Genomic DNA, 21178 nt, shown 5'->3' on the forward strand with positions numbered 1-21178 from the left:
CGTTCTCAACCTTCGTCGACAGTAACTTGAACGTGCCTGCGAGTGTGACCGCCAGGACGGATTTGAACGAATAGCTTGTTCTATCGCCGCCAAGCGTCCTCGCAATTTGTAGCGAAGACCCAATGCTGACGTCAGATTTACAACTTCGCTCGCCCGCTGAGTGCACCCGAGCGGATCTCGTCTGAATCATTCCATAATGCGGCATACGCGAATGCGACGTAATCGACTTAAATGAGCCGTGGAAGTCACGCCGCATTGGCCTCGGATTCGGTGATCCTCTGGAATTCAAAGAGCAATTCCTGAAAGTGCTTGGCGAGATACCCGACCACCTTGCCGTTTCGTAACAGCTTCGACAGATAGCCGACCGCCAGCACCAGATCGAGATGATCAGTCCCGTAGGTCTGTTCCGCCACCTTGAACTCTCTTGCAAGCGACGCAGACTCCCGCTCCATCAATGCCAATTGCTCATCCGATAGGCCTTTGGGTGCGCGCGGGGTGTAGCCGGCCGCCAACTGATTGCGGGGCGTCGCCGCCACGAGCGAGCGCACATAGCTGTTGGAGAAGTTGTTCATCGCAATCATCAGCTCGGCGGCTTCGATCTGTCGGATCGGCGCGAGCTTTCGCAGCTCGGAGAAGGAGTTGAGGGTCAGGTGCTTTTCTTTGAGCAGATCGACCGCTTCAGTGCAGATACCGTCCAACAGCTTGCGGCGCCTCCTAATACTCGCAACATCGACATTCAGCGCCTTTGCGATTCGAGCCTCCGAGACGCCGTTCTCGATCGCCTTCAGGATCATGCGGTGCTCTTGAATGATCGCGATTCGGTTGACGCGCTTGTTATAGGTGAAGGCCTCATCCTCGGTTGAGACCAGGCACTCAACCTCTAAGAGGCCGCGGTCGCGCAGCACCTCGAGCCTCAAATGACCGTCCAGCAGCAGAAATTTGCCCTGACCGTCACGGCTGCGCGCCACGACGGGCGGTTCGACCAAGCCGATCTCCGCAACGGATGCTGCGATTTGGCGATATTTCGGCGAGCGCTTCACCTCCTCAGAGACCAGCTTGAGAGGCTGGATGTCGGCGATTCGGACCATCGCCGTCCGCTCCTCAAAGCTCATCCGCACCGAGATGTGGGGACGCCGTGCCATAGCCTAGGCCTGTCCATGCAGCCGGAGCGCCAGGTTCTTCGGGAGCGTATCGAGCTTCTCGTCCTCAAGGATCGACAAAAACTCCGGCTCGACCAAGAGCTTGCGAAGAGCCTCTAGGATGAAGATCAAGCGCGCCTTGGTGCTGTTGGACTTACGAATGAGGACGCGCTTGCGGTCGACGTCTTGCCGGTACGCGCGCAGCAGCGCGTTTGAGCTGATCGGCGCCCCATCGGTTCGCCTCGGACCGGTCTTGTAGCCCTTTCCCCGCCGGCGGCGTTGCTCAATCAGCTTTTTGGCCGCCAGCAGCTTTTGCCCTCGCAGCAGGCGTTCCTCGTAAGCTTGCTGCAGCACGGACTGGATGTCGCTGTCCTGCGCTTGCGAGATCATCACAGCGATGCTGACGGGCATCTGTCCCGCCTCAACGGCACGGAGTAGCCGGTGCTCGCCGCCTTCCAACAGACTACTCACGCCCCTGACATATTCGATGCTGAGGCCGGTCTTGCGGGCGATGTCATCGAAATCATAGCCGCGTGTACGCAGCCCCTCGATATCGTGCAGGAGGTCGATGGCGCGGTGCTGCCGCCTGGCGCAATTTTCGACCAGGCTCATTATAGCGCTGTCTTCATTGGTCGCGTCTACGACAACGGCAGGGATTTCTCGCTGCCCCAGGGCCTGATAAGCCTCCAGGCGCCCCTGGCCGCAAACGAGATCGTAACGGAGTTCACCCTCGCAGGCTTTCCTTTTGACCGTGATTGGCCGCTTCAGGCCTAGTTCGGCGACGCTGGTCACAATCTCCTTGAAGATCCGGCGGTTGCGTGCCCGCGGATTGACGACATCGATGGATCCGACCGGAATGATCTCAATGCATTGAGCCGATCCCATAGCTGACCTCCATCAGTTGCGAGCGGGCTGCAAGTTCAAACAGCATATCCAGCGTGTCGAAACGATAAGCATCGAGTGCCAGGCCGTTGTGTTCAGCGAGAGCAACCTGCTCTGCTTCCATCTCAAAGCGCGGCAAGAGGTAGTAGTCGAGCACGGCGCTGTTCATCTGGTTCATCCGGATCGCCACCGTGATGTCCGGCCGTAGACCCGCATCAAAGCGTATCTTCCACCGGTAGGACCCGGCTATGGTTTCCTGAGATCGGACGAGGCAAAGAGATGCGGTGAACTCGTCGTTGACGGTGAGGAGGTCAGTTTCCGTATCCTGGCGGACCGATCCCCCGATCGCCCCAATCCCGCGCACCGTGGCGGCAATGAAGTCCGGATACATCCGGCGCAACGCGCGATTGATCTCGATATAGCGATAGTCCCGGTCTGGGGTGAATCCTATGAGTTCATAGGCGCGGATCAAACTGCCAAAGCGAGTGCGATAGGCGCTGCTGGACGGCCCAATCTCCAGTTCATCTATGATGATGCCAGAAAGATAACCGTGCTGCTCCAAGAGGCCGCGGAGCACATCGAGAAGCTCCTCGTCAGAATAGCGTTTGGAGCGATCAGAAATGATGGCTTGCGCGGATCTGAATGTGTCCTCGTCGACGATGGGCTCAAAAGCTTGATCGTGGCGTATCCAGCGCTCGGGAGGATTATAGATCCTTCGCCCTTTGAGCTTGCATGAGCATCTGTTCCAAACATTGTTGCCAATGTACTTCTCGTTAATGAGGATCTGATGCACGGTGGCCCTGCTCCAGGAGCGACCGAGATCAGTGGTGAGACCTCTGGAATTGAGGCTGTCCGCGATTTCCCGCTCGCTCTTGCCTTGGACAACGAAGGCCTCGTAGATGAACCGGATGGTCTCGATCTCTCGCTCTGGGCCGGGGATGAGTACTATTCTATCGGTTTGGATGCTCTTGTGCTCGCCGCGAACCAGCTCCGCTTTGGCGACACCGTTTTGATCAATCAATTGCCGCCTTAGCCCAAACCCGGCGGGGCCGCCCTGACGGTAGCCAAGCTCGATCAGCCGCCGCTGTCCCGCAAAAACCTTCACTGACAGTTCTCGGCTGTACTCGCCAGCCATCGCCCGCTTGACGCCTTTCACGATGGTCGAGACCGGACTGCCGTCATTCTCGAATTGCTCCGCGCAGTAGCGGACCGATATGCCCGCGCGTTTGCAAATGTACTCGTAATAGGCGCTTTCATCGGCGTCTTGGAAGCGGCCCCAGCGACTTACATCGTAGACGAGAATTGTCGAGAATTCGGCCGCCCCACTCTGCACATCGTCAATGAGCTGTTTGAGAGCCCGCCGGTCATCAAGATTGAGCCCGCTCTTCCCGCTATCCTCGTACGTCCTTTCTATGCGGAAGCCATGACGAGCAGCGTACTCACGAATGGCTTGTGACTGGTTCGCCGTCGAATATTGCTGATGATCGGTGGACATCCGCACGTATTCCGCAGCGGGTTTGGCGGCCTGGCTCTCCGGTTCAGCGCCTGAATGAAAGGTGCCCTGCAACATCGTCGCCCTACTAGCGTCAAGAATGCATGATCGAGTATTTGAAACTATAACGTAGCTCGGGGGGAAACATGTTTCCGAAAACGGGCAAGAAGTTTCCGAACGACGGAAGGGCGGCACCCACTTACGCGAGCTTGATCGCCGATATCCTCAAGTCCGAGCTTGGCAAGAGCCATCAAGCTCACAAGACTCTGATGCGCTGGACGGGAGCGAATGAAAGGACTGCTAAGAATTGGCTTTCGGGCACGAACGGCCCGAGCGGCGAACATCTTTTGCAGCTCATGCGCAATTCGGACCGAGTCTTTGAGTTTGTTTTGAGGCTATCGCATCGACCGGCGTTGTTATCCAGTCGAAGGCTCGAGGAAGTAAGGAACAGCTTACAAGTCACAGCTGACCTGCTCTCGCAGGTTATTGAGACACAGGACAGACGTAGCCTAGTGAACTCAGCCGCTGAAGATTGCTAAGAAGGACCTGCACGGCCGATTTAGGCATTGCGCCTTCTAACCTATAGCAGCCACGTTTGACGGCAAGCTCCCAGTCGAACTGGTGCTGATAGGCTGACGGGCTCTTGATCTGAAAATCGTGCCGAACGCGATTGATCTTCGGGCATCGTGCCGCGCCCGCGCGGGTGGCGGCCTAGTGCGGCGGAGTGCCGGCCGAACGAAGCCATGCTCAATAGTCTGAAGAAAGCCATCCCGCGCCGTCCTCACCGCTCCTCTTCTTGTGCCATGTTCCGGGCGTGCCACCGTACGTCAATCAGCGTTGTTCCAAATGCGCACAAAAACTTCGGAAATCCAAAAATAACGACTTGTGCCGTCGGGCAAAACAGTGGTTCATAGGATGCTGGCTCTAGTTGTATCGATAGGAACCAGATCATGGCGGACGAAGTGGAGATCCCTTCTGAACTCTCAAAAATCGCTAAGCTCAATGGAGATTTTCGGAGGAACTACGGAACGCTGCTAGGAGCATTTCTGTATTTGCATTCGATCAATGCCGCGCGCGGACGTTCTTGGTTTTGGCGCGGCTTGATCTCTCTGATTTGCTCGGCCGCTTTGGCTTGGGTGGCGAGGAACGGCCTGAATTGGCCACGCATCGGCTGAGCGAGCGGATTAGTGGGCCCTCGGATGCGAAGCGCCGTACGCCCAGCTTCCCCCGCGCACGTCCCCTCTCCGAAAATCTGATCACATTTCTATCGGTAACGCTTGTAGGAAGGAGCACGTAATCAAACACAGAGCTGTTGTTCTCTCCCAGCCGGATGGCAACAATCCAGCCGGTGGCTACGTGCCGCCGCTGTATCACCCAATAGGGGAGGTGCTCGCCGTCGCGCCCGGGGCTCCATCTGGCAATTCGGAAGCCGACATTCTCGGTGCCGTTAACCAGCAGATTGTAGCTTGCAGGCATAGAGACCATGGCGCCCCTCTCTGCGAGCTTGCTGGCTACCCGAGAAACAAGGCTCTTCAGAACGTCGAGCCATTTCTGCCGAGTGTCGAGATAGTCGGCCTTGTGCGGAGAGGCATAGCCAACGAGCTTGTAAGTGTTCCTGAGGCTACCAAAGTGCTTGATGTAGGATTTGTCGCTAGGCAATCGCTTCGTTGCATTGATTATCTTTTGGCTAATCCGCCCTTCCTTCAACAGCACCTTGCGTAGCCCAAGTAGCATCTCTTCTTCTGGCAAGCTCACGCGCCGCTCTTCGATAATCTTCTTCACTTTGAAGAAGCTATCGCGATCCACGATGGGTTCGATACATCCTTCACTCGTGATCCAAGCCTGGCTAGGATTGTCTACGGCCTGTCCTCCTAACTTCCTTGAAGTGCGGTTGTAGACAAGGTCGCCGATGTATTTCTCGTTCTTGAGAATGGCGCTGATCAGCGACCCTCGCCAACGACCGCCGTCGTATGCGGTAATTCCATGTCGGTTCAATTCGCGGGCAATTGCTCGCTCTGACTTCAAGGTCAAGAACCGCTGGAAAATCCATTTTACGATTGCCACCTCATTTGCTTTGCCGGGGCGGAGCCTTACGTGATCGGTGACTAGGTATTTGTGGGCGCCATTTTCGAGAATGCCCTTTGACACCTGATTCTTATCGAACAGCTCCCGCTGCAGTGCGTAACCGACCTTGCCACCCACAAGGAAGCCTAGACGTGAAAACCGGCATGCCCCAGCATGTACCTTAGCTGACAATTCTCTGCTGTACTCAGCGGCCATTACTCTCTTGAGGTTCTTCACGATGTTCGACAGCATGCTGCCATCGTTCTCGAATTGCTCGGCGCAATAGATGACCTTGATGCCAGCCTTCTTGCAGATAAATTCGTAATGGGCGCTCTCGTCGGTGTCTTGAAACCGACCCCAGCGAGTGACGTCATATACCAATATCCAAGAGAAATCCGCCTGCCCCGTGGAAACATCCTTGATAAGCTGAGTCAGGCCAGCCCTGTTCGTTATGCGGAGACCGCTTTCACCTTCGTCGCTATAGGTCCGAACGATCGCTAGGTTGTGGGCAAGAGCGTATGCGCCAATGACGGCAGCCTGGTTCTGGATTGAGTACTGCTGCCGATCAGTCGACATCCGAACATACTGAGCGGCCCGAACGCCCAGGAGCGCCTTCGGCAAATGAGCTTTGTGGACGACCAGCGCATTGCCCATTCGTCGCCTCCACTACACAGAGCATCAAGCGCAGATAAAACTCCTCCGCCTACGATTGCTCAAGAGCGTTTCGTCATTTCTGGTCGCTACTTGGCTTATCGACGTAATCGACTGCAGAAATTTGGTAGAATTGCGTTATGGCTGCCCGCGTGGACAGTTGTCTAAGGAGACTATTTCCGCGTCGTCCTCAAACTCGTCTCCGCTCAACGGCGGTTAAACCTTGCCGGTGCCGAAGTTGAAAGCCGGCGCGTGCGAGGCCTGCATGCTGGGCCCCGGCCTGAATGGAGACCTGGAGCTGCGGCGCTGTTCGGACCGAGAGACGTTCCGATTGGAAACCGATCCTCTGCCATTGCTCGAGATACCGAAGCGTGGCCCATCTATCTCGGATGCGATGCCGGATCGATGGCGGCGAGAGTAGGGAGGGCGAGCATCCATATGGATAACGACTTCGACAGTCGCTACGTTTGGACGGTCGAAGAATGGGCGCAGTAGGCTTCGCGCTTCAACGACTTGCAGAAGCCTTGGGTGCATGCGAGCGATCCATAAGTGAACGGATAGAGGACCCCTTCGCTGCGGCGTCCTCGGATCCCCCGGCGACGTTCTCAGGCGTGCATTTTGCCGAGGGCGGATTCCCGCACTGGCGGGCTAGTCCCTCCCAGCCCACGCACTTGCCCGCTTGGCTCCGATAGCCTGGGCCGCCGTTGTCTCCGCATGTAGCGTGCCCGGGTGCGCTCGAAAGCAACCAACAGCATGCGAGAGCTACAGCGTTTCGCATCAATATGCCCTCGGCTACTGTCGCTTCACCACGCACGCATCAACTGCATAAGCACACTGCTCGCCAGCCGTCAGGATGCCACCGGTTGGGCCAGAGTAATTTACGGAAGAAACTTGACCGGCGGCGAACACAATATTGATTTTGCAAAAGCGCTTCGAGCTGACCGCGGTGGCACTATACCGATCGCCGCTGACGCTAGCCACCTGCATGCCATTTCCGGAATCGTAGCCCCAGACCTCTGTACTGCCTTCAACGGCTTTGTTGGCAGGTGGACCCATGCAGGCGAGCACTCTTTCCTTCGACATACCCACCATTTGAGCGCGCGCATCCTGTGCGATCTCAGCTCTTTGAAATGCGCAACCACCTAGGATCGCGCTCACCGCGATGACCACCAATTTTCGCATAGGCCCCCCAAACTCACGGCTATCAAACCGCAACCCCAGCGCGAATGCAAGGGAGCTGTACCTCCCGAAAGCTAAGCACCAGCGCCATATTTTCTGGAAGCCGACTGTCTAACATCCCAATTGAGGGCGGAGGTGTTCTCGGCGGGTTTCAGCGGTCCCCTGCGCGTGCCTTGCCCGCCTGGCGAGCGGTTTGGTTGAGCCATGTATGCGCTGCTTAGATTTTACGGTTTTCCGCTAGCCGAGCGGGCTTATGGAGAAGTAGCAGCCCGAGGCCAAAAGGCACCTTCGGAGAGGGCAGAATGGCCGCCGGCTGGCTCCAGATCTGCTGGGAGAATTCCTCGATCTGGATCTCAGGACCTGAGAGGCAGTCTGCTGAGCAAGTTTCTTTCTAGACTCTCTCCCTCCGCCAGCCGCCTATGTTGTACGCTCACACCAACGAGATACCGCGCCCTGATCCATTGGTACAGGCAGACTGCGTGCGCGTCGTAGATTTGGATATTCGGGCGCGTAAATCGGACTTCTGCGCGATAACAATGGCAATCGTTTCGGAGCGCGCCCGCAGAAACAAAGGCTGCGACCGCGGGCTGGCGTCGAAGCGGCCATGGAAAATGTCGAGTCTACCGGTCGCCGCTGACAAATCTGCGGATGTTCGCCGCGCGAGCAGTTTTACGAGGCGAGCTGCGAACTCGCAGCCACGGTGAAAGGACAAATCGGGCTAGGTCCGGCTGCCGATATCAATAACATGCGGCCATCAGTCCAAGCCGTGGATGCTCCCGGTCGATTTTCGCGATTTCGGTGCGCATTTGCTCGATGATCCAGTCCCGGATTTCTGCGGCGACAGGGCGCATCGGGCGGTTGCGCGGCGGCAGGAATTCGCAGATCCGACTCGTGGTGGCGAGCGTATTGGACGCCGGCACCAGCGCTCCGGTCAGAAGCCAGTGCGAGGTGACCGTTAGCCAGCCAAGCGCAATGCCCTGGCCGAGCAGCGCGGCCTGCACAACCACGGCATAATCCGTGAAGCTCAACATCTTGGCCGGCCCGCGCCGCTTGGTCAGAAAGTGCGGATAGTCCGCCGCCCAGTCGCCCGGCGTATCGACGAGACGAATGATCGTATTGCCTTGCGCAGGTTCGGCTTCGCTCATGTAGCCTGGACTGCAGACCGGCAGCATGACCTCCTTCATAACCAGTGTACCGTCGGAATGGGGCTCGTCGCGGTCGCGAAAACGCATGCCGAGGTCGACATTCTCGACCGCACCGCGCAGTGCGCCTGATATCAGCTGGAAGCGCAGATCGACGCTTGGAAAGCGCCGCTGCAGCTTGTCAATGCGGGGCATCAACCAATGCGTCGTAAAGGCGGAGGACACCGACAGCGTGACCGTCTCGGTGCCTTTGCGCCGCCGCTCGATTTCGATCAGCCCGGTCTCAATGCTGCGGAATCCATCGAGCACGCGGCGATAGAGCAGTTCACCTTCCTCGGTCAGCACCGCGCGGCCCGCCTTGCGGTCGAACAGCCGAACGCCGAGATGCTCCTCGAACTGGCCCAGCATCCGGCTCACCGCAGGTTGCGTGACGTTCAATTCGGCTGCGGCCGCGGTGAAGCTGCCGTTGCGTGCGGCCGCGTCGAAGACGAACAACGCGTTTGACGAGGGCAGCATCCGGCGGAGCTCTGGCATAACGTCATGTTATGTGCCTGGTAAGAATTTGGCAATTGCCGAGCTTTGCCAACTCTGATGTCATCGGCATGACAGCCTACGAACAAGGGTTGCGAGAGCAGATTGGCGTGCATCCGATGGTGCGCTGCGAGATTGCTCCAGCGCCGCCTATAAAACAGGCTTATGTCGCGCAGCGCCGCGCGCCACCGAATGGGACGGAGGTCGATCGTTGGACAAACGAGCGGAAAGCGTCGAGATCAGGTGCGCCAGCAAGGCCTATGGTGCGGTGCGGGCGCTCGACGATGTTTCCCTCAACGTCAACGCCGGCGAGTTTGTCTCGCTGCTCGGACCGTCCGGATCGGGCAAGACCACACTGCTCGGCATTCTCGGCGGCTTCATCCTGCCGTCATCCGGTTCGATCCATTTCGGCGGCCGCGACGTCACCTACATGCCGCCGCACAAGCGCGACATCGGCGTCGTATTCCAGAACTACGCGCTGTTTCCTCATATGAGCGTCGGCGAGAACGTCGCCTTCCCCTTGCGGGCACGGCACCTGCCCAAGACGAAATGGCCTGAGAAGGTGCGTTCCGCGCTGGCGATGGTCGGGCTGTCCGGTTACGAGGAACGCGGCGTCGCCCAACTCTCCGGAGGTCAGCGGCAGCGCGTCGCGCTGGCGCGCGCCATGATCTTCGAGCCGCGCCTGATCCTGATGGACGAGCCGCTCTCCGCCCTCGACAAGCAGCTGCGCGAATCCATGCAGATCGAATTGCGCGAGCTGCACCGGCGGATCGGCGCCACCATCATCTATGTCACCCATGACCAGCGCGAGGCGCTGACGATGAGCGATCGCGTCGCGGTCATGAAGGAGGGGCGGCTGATCCAGATCGACGAGCCGGCGCGCCTGCATGACCATCCTGCGGACTCCTTTGTTGCCAGCTTTATCGGCGAAGCGACGCTACTGCCGGTCCGCCGCGTCGACGCCGGCAGTGTCGCGCTCGGCAGCGCGGTGCTGCGCAGCGCCCGTCCGATTTCCGCAGGCGACGACCTCATGCTCGTGGTGCACAGCGAAAAGCTCCTGATCGGCGATGGCGGAATCGATGCTGCCCGCAACCACCTGACCGGCATCGTCACCGATGTCGTCTACCAAGGGGAAAGCCTGCGCGTTTTCCTTGCGCTTGCCGATGGCACCGCGCTCAGCCTGCGCCAGCCGAGCCATCACGAAGCCTATCGCCGCATCCCGCCCGTCGGCGGCAGCCTGACCGTCACCCTTCACCCCGAGGATACCATCGTCGTGCCGAAGGCGGGCGACTGAGCCTCCCAACAGAAGAGAAGAAGCCTCCAATGCCATCCACAGCTTCGTTCAGCAATTTCAAGGTCCTCACCTTCGACGTCGTCGGCACCTTGATCGATTTCGAGACCGGCGTGCTCAACGCAGTGCGCAGAATCTCGGGCAAGTCACTGGCCGAGCTCTCCGACGACCAGATCTTCGCCGCCTACAAGCGCGGCCGCGACCTGCATCCGGAGCGGTCGAGCGAGGTGATGTTCCACGTCTATCGCCATCTCGCCAAGGAGCTTGGGCTGCCGGCCGACGATTCCTCCTGCGACGTGTTCCAGCTCGCGGTGCTGCGCTGGCCACCATTCACGGACTCCTCCGAGGCTTTGAAGCGCCTGCGCACGAAATTCCGCCTGGTGGCGATGACCAACGCCGATCGCGTCGCGCTGTCCTGCTATGCACACGCGCTCGGCAATCCCTTCGACGACACCGTCTGCGCTGACGACACCGGCGTGGCAAAACCCAATCCGGAGTTCTTTGCCTATAACAAGGGCCGGCAATCTGCCTTCGGCTATAAGCAGGCCGACATCCTTCACGTGGCGCAGAGCCAGTACCACGACATCGGAATCGCGCGAACGCTCGGCTACAAGGTGTGCTGGATCGAGCGCCGCCAGGGCATGGCCGGCTTCGGCGGCACGCCCGCCGTGGAGAAGCTGACCGAGCCGGATTTCCATTTCCCGACCATGAAAGCCTTCGCGGACGCGGCCGTTGGCGCTGCGGCGTGATCATGGGTTCGCCGATGAGCCAGGACTGGAGGTCGCTTTCTTCGGTCAACTCGCTGTGGGCGAGCACGGCGGAGCCATTGCGCGATTTTCCGGTCCTGTCGGGCGAGAGCCAGGCCGATGTGATCATCATCGGTGGGGGCTACACTGGCCTGTCGGCGGCGCATCACATTGCCAGAAGCGGACTTGCGCCGGTCGTGCTCGAGGCCAACCGTCCGGGCTGGGGCGCGAGCGGCCGCAATGGCGGGGTGATCACCGCCAAATTCCGTCTCTCGTTCCGCGAGATCGATGCCGCGCATGGCCGCGCCATGGCGCAGCGCATGTACGAGATCGCCCATGAATCGACCGACATGGTCGAGGAGCTGGTGTCCGAGTTCGCCATATCAGGGGCGCGCCTGACGCGCACCGGCCAGGTCAAGGCCGCGCATAATCACGTCACGCTGCAGGCCGCAATCGACGAGGCCAACTGGATGAAGCGGGAGATGGGCGATGCAGAGGTCCGCATCCTCGACGCCCGTGAAGTGCGCGAGGAGACCGGTTCGGAGGCCTTCGTCGGCGGGGTGCTCAATCCGGGCTCCGGCGGCATCCATCCGCTCAATTACGTGCGGGGCCTTGCCGACGGCGTGGCGCGCCGCGGCGTGCCGGTCTATCAGGATACGCCGGTGCTGAAGCTGCGCCGCGAGGGCGGCGGCATCGTCGCCGAGACGCCGCAAGGCGCAGTGCGCGCCAAGCAGGCGATCATCGCCACCAACAGCTATTCCGACCTGACGGACGCAACGCGCCACATGCAGCGCACGCTGGTGCCGTTCCGCAGCGCCATCATCGCCACCGACACGCTGCCGCGCAATCTCGCCGGTCGCCTGATGCCGACGGGCCGCACCTACACCGAGACCAAGCGCATGATGCGCTGGTTTCGCATGGTCGATAACCGCGTGATTTTTGGCGGACGCGGCGCCTTCGGCAGGCAGGACTCAGAATCAGCCTTCGACGCGCTGCGCAAGGCGATGGTCGGCATCTTCCCGGAACTGTCGGACGTGCCGCTCGCCTACAAATGGTCGGGCCTGGTTGGCATGACCCTGGACTCGGTGCCGCATATCGGACGGCTCGACGATCGAACCCTGTTTGCGATGGGCTACAACGGCGCCGGTGTTGCGATGTCGAGCCTGATGGGTCGCTATCTGGCCGCCTTCGTCCGCGGCGAGACCCCGGAGGTCGGGCTGCTCGATGCCAGCCGTCTCAAGGCGATTCCCTTCTATCCGCTTCGTGAGCCCGCCGTGCGCATGGTCGCCGGGTGGTACCAGTTTCTGGACGCAATCGGACAATGAGATCTACGAGAGAGGAGGACACAATGACAACCATCGGCTTCAGATTGTTTGGACCGGCCTTGTTCGGCGCATCGCTCGGCGTGCTCGAATTGGCCGCGAGCGCAGCCCATGCGGCGGAGCAGATCACCTTCGTCTCGCAGGGCGGCGCCTATCAGCAGGCGCAGACGGTGGCGATCCTCGATCCCTCCGCCAAGAAGCTCGGCATCACCATCAACCAGGATTCGATTCCGGATGCGTGGCCCGCGATCAAGACGCAGGTCGGCAGCGGCAAGCCGATCTGGGACGTCGTCGACACTCCGACCGGCTATTGTCTGCGCGGCGGCGAGCAGGGGCTGATCGAGAAGCTCGATTTCTCGAAGATCCCCAATGCGGCGGCAATGCCGGAGGCCTATCGCAGCCCCTATTCGGTGTCCTACGAGTTCTATTCCAGCGTGCTGGCCTACAGCCAGAAGACATTTCCGAAGGATGCGCCCAACAGCTGGGCCGATTTCTGGGACGTGAAGAAATTCCCCGGCCGGCGCGCGCTGCGCAATCATCCGATCGCAACGCTGGAGGCTGCGCTGATGGCGGATGGCATTGCGGCCGACAAGCTCTATCCCCTCGACGTCGACCGCGCGTTCAAGAAGCTCGAGGAGATCAAGCCGCACATCACGGTGTGGTGGACTTCGGGCGCACAATCGGCACAGCTGCTGAACGACGGCGAGGTCGACATGGAGATGGCCTGGAACGGCCGCGTCAGCGCCGTCGCCAAGGAAGGCGCCAAGGTAGCCTACACCTACAATCAGGGCATTCTGCAGAGCACCTCGCTCTGCATCCTCAAGGGTGCGCCGAATCTGGCGACCGCCGTCAAGTTCATCAACGAAGCCGTCGACTCCGTACACCAAGCCAACCTGCCTTTGCAGATCGATTACGGCCCCGGCAATCCCAAGGCCTTCGAGACCGGCGTGATCAAGCCGGAGCGCGCGGCGCAATTGCCGAGTGAACCCGCGAACGCGGCCAAGCAGGCGCTGATGTCCTACGCCTGGTGGTCGTCGCCGCAGGGCGAAGCGGCCGAGAAGCGCTGGGCCGCCTTCATGCAGAAATGAAAATGAGCGAGGCAGCGTTGACGACGTCCAGGCCAAATCCCTCCTTGAGGCATCAGCGCCGCGAACACGGCCTGATGCTGGCTTTGGTGTCGCCGGCGCTGCTCGTGATCGGCCTGCTCATCGTGCTGCCGGTCGGCTGGCTCGCCTGGCAATCGATCTACCATGACGGTTTCACGCTCGAGCACTACCGCCGCATCCTGACCGAGGAAATTTATTGGCGTAGCTTTGCGCTGACATTCGAGATCAGCCTGTTCGCGACAGTGATCGCGCTGCTGCTCGGCTACCCCGTCGCCTATGCCGCCAACGCAGCGCAGAAAGGATGGGGCATCTTCATTCTTGCCCTCGTCGTGCTGCCGTTCTGGACCAGCGTGCTCGTGCGCGCCTATGCGTGGCTGGCGCTGTTGCAGCGAACCGGTGTGATCAACCAGTTCCTGCGCTACCTCGATGTCATCGACACACCGCTTGCGCTCGTGCACAACACGTTCGGAACGGTGGTCGCGACCGTGCACATCCTGCTGCCCTTCATGGTGCTGCCGCTCTACGCCGCGATGCAGAAGATCCCGCGCGATTTGATGCAGGCCGGCGCCAGCCTCGGCGCCAATCCGGCGCATGCCTTCTTCCGGATCTTCCTGCCGCTGTCTCTGCCCGGCGCGCTCGCCGGCTCGACCATGGTCTTCGTGCTGTGCCTCGGCTTCTACATCACGCCGGAATTGCTCGGCGGCGGCCGCACCGTGATGGTGTCGATGCTGGTGAGCCGCAATGTCGAGCTCTACAACCAGTTCGGCGCCGCAAGCGCCGTCGCCGTCGTGCTGCTGGTCAGCGTGCTCCTGATCTTCTTCATCGCCAGCCGCTTCATTTCGCTCGATCGCGTGTTGGGGCAGAAATGAAGACATTCTCGCCCGCACGGATGGCCCTGATCGCCGCTTGCTCGCTGGTGCTGGTCTTTCTGATCCTGCCCGTGCTGATCATCGTGCCGATCTCGTTTTCCGGCGCGCGCTTCCTCACCTTCCCGCCGCCTTCGCTGTCGCTGCGCTGGTACCAGCAGTACTTCTCCAACCCGGCCTGGATGCAGGCGACGCAAGTCACGCTGATCGTTGCCGCTTTCACCGTGTTGATCGCCACCCCGCTCGGCGTCGCTGCGGCTTACGCTATCAGCCAATCGAAGCTGCGCATCATGCGCGTGATCCATATGGCTTTGCTGTTGCCGCTCGTCGTGCCGATCATCATCACAGCGGTCGGTATCTTCTTTGTCTATGCCAGGGTCGGACTGGTCGCGACCCTGCCAGGCCTCGTGCTGGCGAACGTCATGCTGGGCCTTCCCTATGTCGTCATCTCGGTGCTGGCGGGCCTGCAGAGCTTCGATCCGGCGCAGGAGATGGTCGCGCGTAGCCTGGGCATGAACCGCCTGCGCAGCTTCTTCGTGGTCACGCTGCCGCAAATCAAATCCAGCGTCGTCGCCGGCGGCATCTTCGCCTTCATCTCGGCAATGGACGAGACCATCGTCGCGCTGTTCATCTCCGGCGGCCGGTACCAGCCGCTCACCAAGCGGATGTTCACGGCATTGCGCGACGAGATCGATCCCACCATCGCCGCGATCTCCACACTGATGACGGCAGCGTCCCTCATGCTCGTGCTGCTTGCGAGTGGGCGGCAGCGGAGGAATGCGTGAGAACACAGCGCGTTTCCGAGAAGTGCAGTTGCGTTATGGCGGCACCGACAGCGAAATCCCATTTTTACAGTAGCCCAAACGGTGGGTTTTGGTCTCGGAAGGTCGAAAACGCTTTATCTTTCAACAGGGATTGACTGACAGTCTCGCCATCAGTGGCACGATTTTGCACGTCAAATTACGATTCCGTACGACCGCCTTCGCTAGATTGCCGATGCATCAATGGCGCCTACTCGCTCGCCTTCGGATCAGAAGTTGAGCAGGAGCTCCACATAGAGACGGTGGTCGAGCAAGAAGAAGCTGCGAGACGCGAAATTTCGTACAATGTGCATCAGGCTGCACAAGGTACCCAGGATGTGGCCGCGACTTTCGTCGACGCCTGCAACGTAGCTGCCGGGGGCGGGGCTGCCCAGTTGCTGCTGCCCGCGCAGGCGGTTTCCGGCAAAGGCTGTCCATCTGGCGAGGATACGCGCGGCGTAAGGAGCCTGATTGCGACTGGGTAAATGGGCCGGTGAAGCGACAGTCGAATGCCTGTAACGCGCTCGGACGATGAACTCCAGCGGATGCGATGCCGCAGTCCTCGTTGCGCTGCAGCAGAGCCAATCACGCTCGGAACTGCGCGGCCATTGGCTCCTGCCATCTGTTGAAACTCCAACGCGTTTGGGCTTCACTTCCACGCCAGATGTCTCGAACCCGTGTTGGCTGCCCGATGCAATCGAAGCCGGTTTTTGGGATAGAGGATACCCACCGTATCCTGCACCGGTTCCAGGCCGACATTCGCGCCTCAAGCGAGGGCCTCGGCTGGTCTTCGGCATTTGCCTCGATCCAGCGGGAACGAGCCTATGAGGGCAGGCTGCACGTGCTCTCGGATAGTCTGATGGTCCTGCACCGCGGCGGCCCGGTCGATATCACTTATACCATGGACGGAAGATCCATTAGCCGGCACATTCCCAAGGGCGGCGTGTTCTTTCTCCCGGCTGGCCATGAATGCGACATTGCGCTGCGTGCCGCGCTCGATACGACCCACATCTATCTTCGCTCCGACCTGTTCGCGGATCAGGAGAGGGGCGCCCATGACGTCGTCGGCGGACTGGCGCCCAGGCTCGGCGAGAGGGACGCGGTCCTCGAGCACCTCGCTGCGGCGATCGGCGAGACCATCATCGGTGGCCTGCCGGCTGCATCGCTGTTCGTCGACCCGATCGTCAAGGCGATCGCTAACCGCTTCATCGCCCTTAATTATCACACACCGGCGGCCGAGCCGGGCAAGCAGACGCAGCGGCTGAATCATCGACAGATGCAGCGAATCCGCGACTTCGTCGAGGCCAACCTCGAGAACGATATCCGGCTGGACATGATGGCAGCGGCCTGCGGCCGCAGCACCGAATATTTCGTGCGCATCTTCAAAGCCACCGTCGGCATCTCGCCCTACCAATACGTGCTCAACCTTCGAATCGAGCGCGCCAAGGCGTTGCTTTGCGAGGAAGGCACGAGCATCGCCGATGTCGCCCTGCAATGCGGCTTCTCGCATCAGGAACACCTGACGCGCATGTTCCGCCGCTTCACCGGCACGACCCCGGGCCGCTACCGGGACACCCACTAAACGCGGGCGCTAAACCGGTCTCTTGTCCTCTTGGCAGGAGAGGGCATCATTTTTGCAGTTTTGTGCAAGATTCCTCCGGTTTCGTGCAGGCCCGCAACATTCGTCGCGCATAGCCTCCCCCCAAAACGACAAGCAATCCAGCTCGCCGGAAGTTCCGGTGCGGGAGGACGCCATGAGCATCGCCGGAACTGGAGCCGAACATGCAGGCAAATTCGACGAACAAGAACTCACCGCGGACGTGATCCGCAGCTTTGACGCAACACCGGATTCCAGGCTCAAATTCATTCTCGAACAGGTCGTGACGTCGCTCCACGACCTCGTGCGCCGCACCAATCTCACCTTTGAAGAGTGGGAGCGGGCGATCGATTTCCTGACCCGAACCGGACAAGCCTGCACGCCGCTGCGGCAGGAATTCATCCTGCTGTCGGACGTGCTCGGGGTATCGATGCTGGTCGATGCGGTCAATCACCGCGAGCGGGAGGGCGCCACGGAGACCACCGTGCTCGGTCCGTTCTACGTGGGCGAACACAAGCCGACGCCGCATGGATCCGATATTGCGCGGGGCGTCAGCGGCGAGCCCATGTTCGTGCAGAGCCGCGTCACCGATTTGACCGCCCAGCCGCTCGCGGGCGCCGAGATCGACGTCTGGCACGCCGATGACGACGGCTTCTACGATTCGCAGAAGCCGTCCTACGAGACGCAGGGCCCCTCATTGCGGGCGCGGTTCGTGACGGATGCAGACGGGCGGTTTTCGTTTCGCACCATTCTGCCCTGCAGCTATCCGATTCCGACCGACGGCCCGGTCGGCGAATTGATGGCGGCGACCAGGCGTCATCCGATGCGGCCAGCCCACGTCCACTTTCTGGCGAAGGCGCAGGGTTTCGAGCCGCTCGTCACCCATGTGTTCATCGAGGGCGACGAATATCTCGCCTCGGATGCAGTGTTCGGCGTCAAGGATGAACTCGTGGCGAGGGTGGAACGTCACGACGAGCCGCTGATGCCCGATGGCACGCCGGCATCGGGGCCGTGGCACCTCATGGCTTACGAATTTCAGATGAAGCCGGGTGCGGGTGTCGTGCCGCGGCCGATGATGACCGCAGCCGAATGACGTGATCGCGCACGTCACGATATTGAATCTGGAGACTAGGAGAAGGAAATGGCCAAGACGCCGAGGACCACAGTTGAGACCGACGTTCTGGTGGTGGGAAGCGGACCCGCCGGTGGGACCGCCGCGGCGCTGCTCGGCATGTACGGCGTCAAGCATATTCTCGTGACCAAATATGGCTGGCTCGCCGACACGCCGCGCGCCCACATCACCAACCAGCGGGCCATGGAAGTGCTGCGCGACCTTGGCCTCGAGGAAAAGGCCGTTGCCCAGGCGACCCCGCAGCATCTGATGGCCAACAACGTGTTCTGCGAAAGTCTCGCCGGCGAAGAGCTCGGCCGGCTGTACTCGTGGGGCAATCATCCGGCGCGGCGGGCCGATTATGAGCTGGCGAGCCCGGTCAGCATCTGCGACCTGCCGCAGAATTTTCTGGAGCCGATTTTGCTCGAGGCCGCAGGCCAGCGCGGCACTTCGATTCGCTTCAACACCGAATTCCTCGATCTGGTACAGGATTCCGATGGCGTCAGCGCGACCGTGAAGGATCGGCTGTCCGGCGAGACCTACGAGATCCGCGCCAAATACCTGATCGGCGCCGACGGCGGCCGCAGCCGCGTCGCGGAAGTCATCGGTTTGCCGATGTTGGGGCAGATGGGCCGCGCCGGTAGCATGAACATCATCGTGCAGGCCGATCTCACCAAATATGTCGCCCATCGACCGAGCGTTCTGTACTGGGTGCTGCAGCCCGGCGCGCAGATCGGCGGCATCGGTGCCGGCCTCGTGCGCATGGTGCGGCCCTGGAACGAATGGCTGTTCATCTGGGGCTATGACATCGAGCAGGGCGAACGGCAGCTGACCAATGACGAGGCGATTTCGATCGTACGCAATCTGGTCGGTGACGAGACGCTCGAGGTCAGGGTTCGCTCGACCTCGACGTGGACCGTCAACGAAATGTATGCGGGTCACTATTCATCGGGCCGGGTATTTTGCATGGGCGACGCGGTGCACCGGCATCCGCCGACCAACGGGCTCGGCTCCAACACTTCGATCCAGGATGCCTACAATCTCTGCTGGAAGCTGAAGCTGGTTCTGGAGAACAAGGCTGCGCCGGCACTGCTCGACAGCTACTCCGCGGAACGTCAGCCCGTCGGCAAGCAGATCGTGACCCGTGCCAACAAGAGCATCGGCGACTTTCCGCCGATCTTCGAGGCTGTCGGCTTGCTATCGTCCACCGATCCGGATCAGGCAAGAAAGAATATCGAGGCGCGCAAGGCTCCGACCGAGGAGGGCAAGGTGCGCCGCAAGAAGCTTTATGCCGCGATCGCGCACAAGAGCTACGAGTTCAACTGTCACGGCGTCGAGATGAATCAGCGCTACGCGTCCAGCGCCGTGGTCTCCGACGGCACGGCGGAGCCGGCGTTCACGCGCGACCACGAGCTCTATTACCACGCCACCACTTGGCCGGGCGCGCATCTTCCCCATGTCTGGGTCGAGCATCACGGCGTTCGCAAGTCGACGCTCGACCTCGTCGGCAAGGGTCGTTTCACCCTGCTGACCGGCATCGGCGGCGAATGCTGGCGCGATGCCGCCGCGGCGGTCGAAGCGACCTATGGCTTGCCCGTTGACGTCGTGAGCATCGGTCCCGCCGGCTGCGACGCGCAGGACATCTATGCCGATTGGTATCGGCAGAGCGAGATCGATGAGGACGGCTGTGTCGTGGTGCGGCCGGACATGTATGTGGCCTGGCGGGCCAAGCAGGCCGTGGCGGGTGCTTCGGATGTTCTGGTCGGCGTGTTCGGGCAGTTGCTCGGTCGCGCCGTCAAAGCCGGTCGCGCTGAGGCTTCGGTCGCCGCGGCCTGAGAGCGCTGCAAGCAAATGGATCGCGGCCGGCTATGAATCGGCCAGCACGGAGGGAGGGAAAACCACATGACCAGCAAGATATCCGGATATGCGGCGTCGCAAATCGATCGTCGCCGCATTCTGCAAGGGCTCGCCGGCGGTATCGCTGCAACTGGGACGATGACGTTGTTCGCCCCCGCGGTTCGCGCCGCAAAGCCGATCAAGATCGGCTACGTCTCGCCGAAAAGCGGACCGCTCGCCGCCTTTGCCGAGGCGGACGATTTCGTCCTTGGCGAGTTTCGCAAATTCGCCAAGGACGGCATCAAGGTCGGCTCGCAGATCTACCCGATCGAGGTCGTGACCAGGGACAGCCAGTCGAACCCGAATCGCGCTGCCGAAGTGGCGAAGGAGCTGATCACCCGCGATAACGTCTCGCTGATCCTGGTCGGGGCGACGCCCGAGACCAACAATCCAGTTGCGACGCAATGCGAGCTAGAACAGATTCCCTGCATTTCCACCGTGGCGCCGTGGCAGACCAACTTCATCGGCCGGCAGACCAATCCCGCCGATCCCAAGAGCTGGAAGCCGTTCGACTACACCTTCCATTATTTTTGGGGCCTCGAGGATGTCATTGGCGTCTTCACCGGCATGTGGCAGCAGGTCGCGACCAATAAATCGGTGGGCGCACTGTTTCCCAACGACGCCGATGGCAATGCCTGGGGCGACAAGGCCATCGCTTTTCCGCCGGTGCTTTCGGCGCAAGGCTTCAAACTAACCGATCCGGGTCGCTTCCAGAATCTGACCGACGATTTCTCCTCGCAGATATCCGCATTCCGCGGCGCCGACGCCGAGATCGTCACCGGCGTAATCATCCCGCCCGATTTCACGACGTTCTGGAATCAGTCGCGCCAGAAGGGCCTCAAGCCCAAGGTCGTCTCGGTCGCCAAGGCGCTGTTGTTCCCGACGACGGTCTTGGCGCTGGGCAAGAGCGGCAACAACATCTCGACCGAGGTGTGGTGGACACCGACCCATCCCTACAAATCGAGCCTGAGCGGCATCAGCGCCAGGGATCTCGCCAAGACTTACGAGCAAGCCTCCGGCAAGCAATGGACCCAACCGATCGGCTTCGTCCATTCGCTGTTCGAAGTCGCTGTCGATGCCATCAAGCGCGCCGGTGATCCGACCGATGGTGCCGCGCTTGCGAAGGCGATCGGCGCCACCAAGCTCGACACCATCGTCGGCCCGGTGGCATTCGGCTCCGACAAGGTGCCGCCGTTCGCGGCCAAGAATGTCGCCAAGACACCGCTTGTCGGCGGCCAGTGGCGACTAAGCGGTGAAAAATACGACATCGTCATCACCGAGAACAAACAGGCGCCACAGATCCCGCTCGGCGGCGACATGCAGGCGCTGAGCTAGCTTAGCGCATTCGTCATCATGGCCGGAA

General features: G+C 60.7%; 16 protein-coding genes. 10 read left to right on the forward strand and 6 right to left on the reverse strand.

Annotated features, from left to right (window positions below):
• Positions 1–245: 245 nt before the first annotated feature.
• The 6 genes from JJB99_RS03220 to JJB99_RS03245 all read right to left on the reverse strand — a co-directional run bounded on the left by JJB99_RS03220 (position 246) and on the right by JJB99_RS03245 (position 9083).
• Positions 246–1142 (reverse strand): plasmid partitioning protein RepB C-terminal domain-containing protein, encoded by an 897-nt coding sequence (locus tag JJB99_RS03220; RefSeq protein ID WP_200497367.1) that lies wholly within the window; start codon positions 1140–1142, stop codon positions 246–248.
• Positions 1143–1145: 3 nt separating this feature from the next.
• Positions 1146–2024, reverse strand: coding sequence for a ParB/RepB/Spo0J family partition protein (locus JJB99_RS03225; protein ID WP_200497368.1), 879 nt, complete (start codon positions 2022–2024; stop codon positions 1146–1148).
• Positions 2002–3591 carry a recombinase family protein gene (locus JJB99_RS03230; RefSeq protein ID WP_200497369.1) on the reverse strand — a complete coding sequence of 530 codons (1590 nt, stop codon included), beginning with the start codon at positions 3589–3591 and terminating at the stop codon, positions 2002–2004. Before JJB99_RS03230 ends, JJB99_RS03225 begins: the two co-directional genes overlap by 23 nt.
• Positions 3592–4575: 984 nt before the next feature.
• Positions 4576–6231, reverse strand: a complete 1656-nt coding sequence (locus JJB99_RS03235; protein WP_200497370.1) for a recombinase family protein — start codon at positions 6229–6231, stop codon at positions 4576–4578.
• 789 nt (positions 6232–7020) lie between these two features.
• Positions 7021–7410 carry a hypothetical protein gene (locus JJB99_RS03240; protein WP_200497371.1) on the reverse strand — a complete coding sequence of 130 codons (390 nt, stop codon included), beginning with the start codon at positions 7408–7410 and terminating at the stop codon, positions 7021–7023.
• 734 nt (positions 7411–8144) lie between these two features.
• Positions 8145–9083, reverse strand: coding sequence for a LysR family transcriptional regulator (locus tag JJB99_RS03245; protein WP_200497372.1), 939 nt, complete (start codon positions 9081–9083; stop codon positions 8145–8147).
• A gap of 208 nt (positions 9084–9291) precedes the next feature.
• Between JJB99_RS03245 and JJB99_RS03250 the strand changes: the two genes are divergently transcribed.
• The 10 genes from JJB99_RS03250 (at position 9292) to JJB99_RS03295 (ending at position 21150) form a co-directional block, all read left to right on the forward strand.
• On the forward strand, positions 9292–10374 hold the full coding sequence (locus tag JJB99_RS03250) for an ABC transporter ATP-binding protein (RefSeq protein ID WP_200497373.1): 1083 nt from the start codon (positions 9292–9294) through the stop codon (positions 10372–10374).
• Between the two features lie 29 nt (positions 10375–10403).
• Positions 10404–11120 carry an HAD family hydrolase gene (locus JJB99_RS03255; protein ID WP_200497374.1) on the forward strand — a complete coding sequence of 239 codons (717 nt, stop codon included), beginning with the start codon at positions 10404–10406 and terminating at the stop codon, positions 11118–11120.
• A gap of 14 nt (positions 11121–11134) precedes the next feature.
• Entirely contained in the window at positions 11135–12442 is a 1308-nt protein-coding gene (locus JJB99_RS03260) for an NAD(P)/FAD-dependent oxidoreductase (protein WP_433995806.1), read from the forward strand.
• 23 nt (positions 12443–12465) lie between these two features.
• The gene (locus JJB99_RS03265; protein ID WP_246775133.1) at positions 12466–13527 is read left to right on the forward strand and encodes an ABC transporter substrate-binding protein; all 1062 of its coding nucleotides are present in this window, start codon (positions 12466–12468) and stop codon (positions 13525–13527) included.
• Positions 13528–13601: 74 nt separating this feature from the next.
• Positions 13602–14414: an ABC transporter permease gene (locus JJB99_RS03270; protein WP_200500029.1), complete on the forward strand. Its 813-nt coding sequence runs from the start codon at positions 13602–13604 to the stop codon at positions 14412–14414.
• Positions 14411–15196 carry an ABC transporter permease gene (locus JJB99_RS03275; protein ID WP_200497376.1) on the forward strand — a complete coding sequence of 262 codons (786 nt, stop codon included), beginning with the start codon at positions 14411–14413 and terminating at the stop codon, positions 15194–15196. Before JJB99_RS03270 ends, JJB99_RS03275 begins: the two co-directional genes overlap by 4 nt.
• A 565-nt stretch (positions 15197–15761) precedes the next feature.
• Positions 15762–16793 carry a helix-turn-helix domain-containing protein gene (locus JJB99_RS03280; RefSeq protein WP_200497377.1) on the forward strand — a complete coding sequence of 344 codons (1032 nt, stop codon included), beginning with the start codon at positions 15762–15764 and terminating at the stop codon, positions 16791–16793.
• A gap of 172 nt (positions 16794–16965) precedes the next feature.
• The gene (locus JJB99_RS03285; RefSeq protein WP_200497378.1) at positions 16966–17901 is read left to right on the forward strand and encodes an intradiol ring-cleavage dioxygenase; all 936 of its coding nucleotides are present in this window, start codon (positions 16966–16968) and stop codon (positions 17899–17901) included.
• Between the two features lie 48 nt (positions 17902–17949).
• Positions 17950–19755 carry an FAD-dependent oxidoreductase gene (locus JJB99_RS03290; protein WP_200497379.1) on the forward strand — a complete coding sequence of 602 codons (1806 nt, stop codon included), beginning with the start codon at positions 17950–17952 and terminating at the stop codon, positions 19753–19755.
• A gap of 66 nt (positions 19756–19821) precedes the next feature.
• Positions 19822–21150 carry an ABC transporter substrate-binding protein gene (locus JJB99_RS03295; protein ID WP_433995748.1) on the forward strand — a complete coding sequence of 443 codons (1329 nt, stop codon included), beginning with the start codon at positions 19822–19824 and terminating at the stop codon, positions 21148–21150.
• Positions 21151–21178 lie beyond the last annotated feature (28 nt).

The organism is Bradyrhizobium diazoefficiens (assembly GCF_016616235.1).
In the GTDB taxonomy this organism is placed as follows: domain Bacteria; phylum Pseudomonadota; class Alphaproteobacteria; order Rhizobiales; family Xanthobacteraceae; genus Bradyrhizobium; species Bradyrhizobium diazoefficiens_H.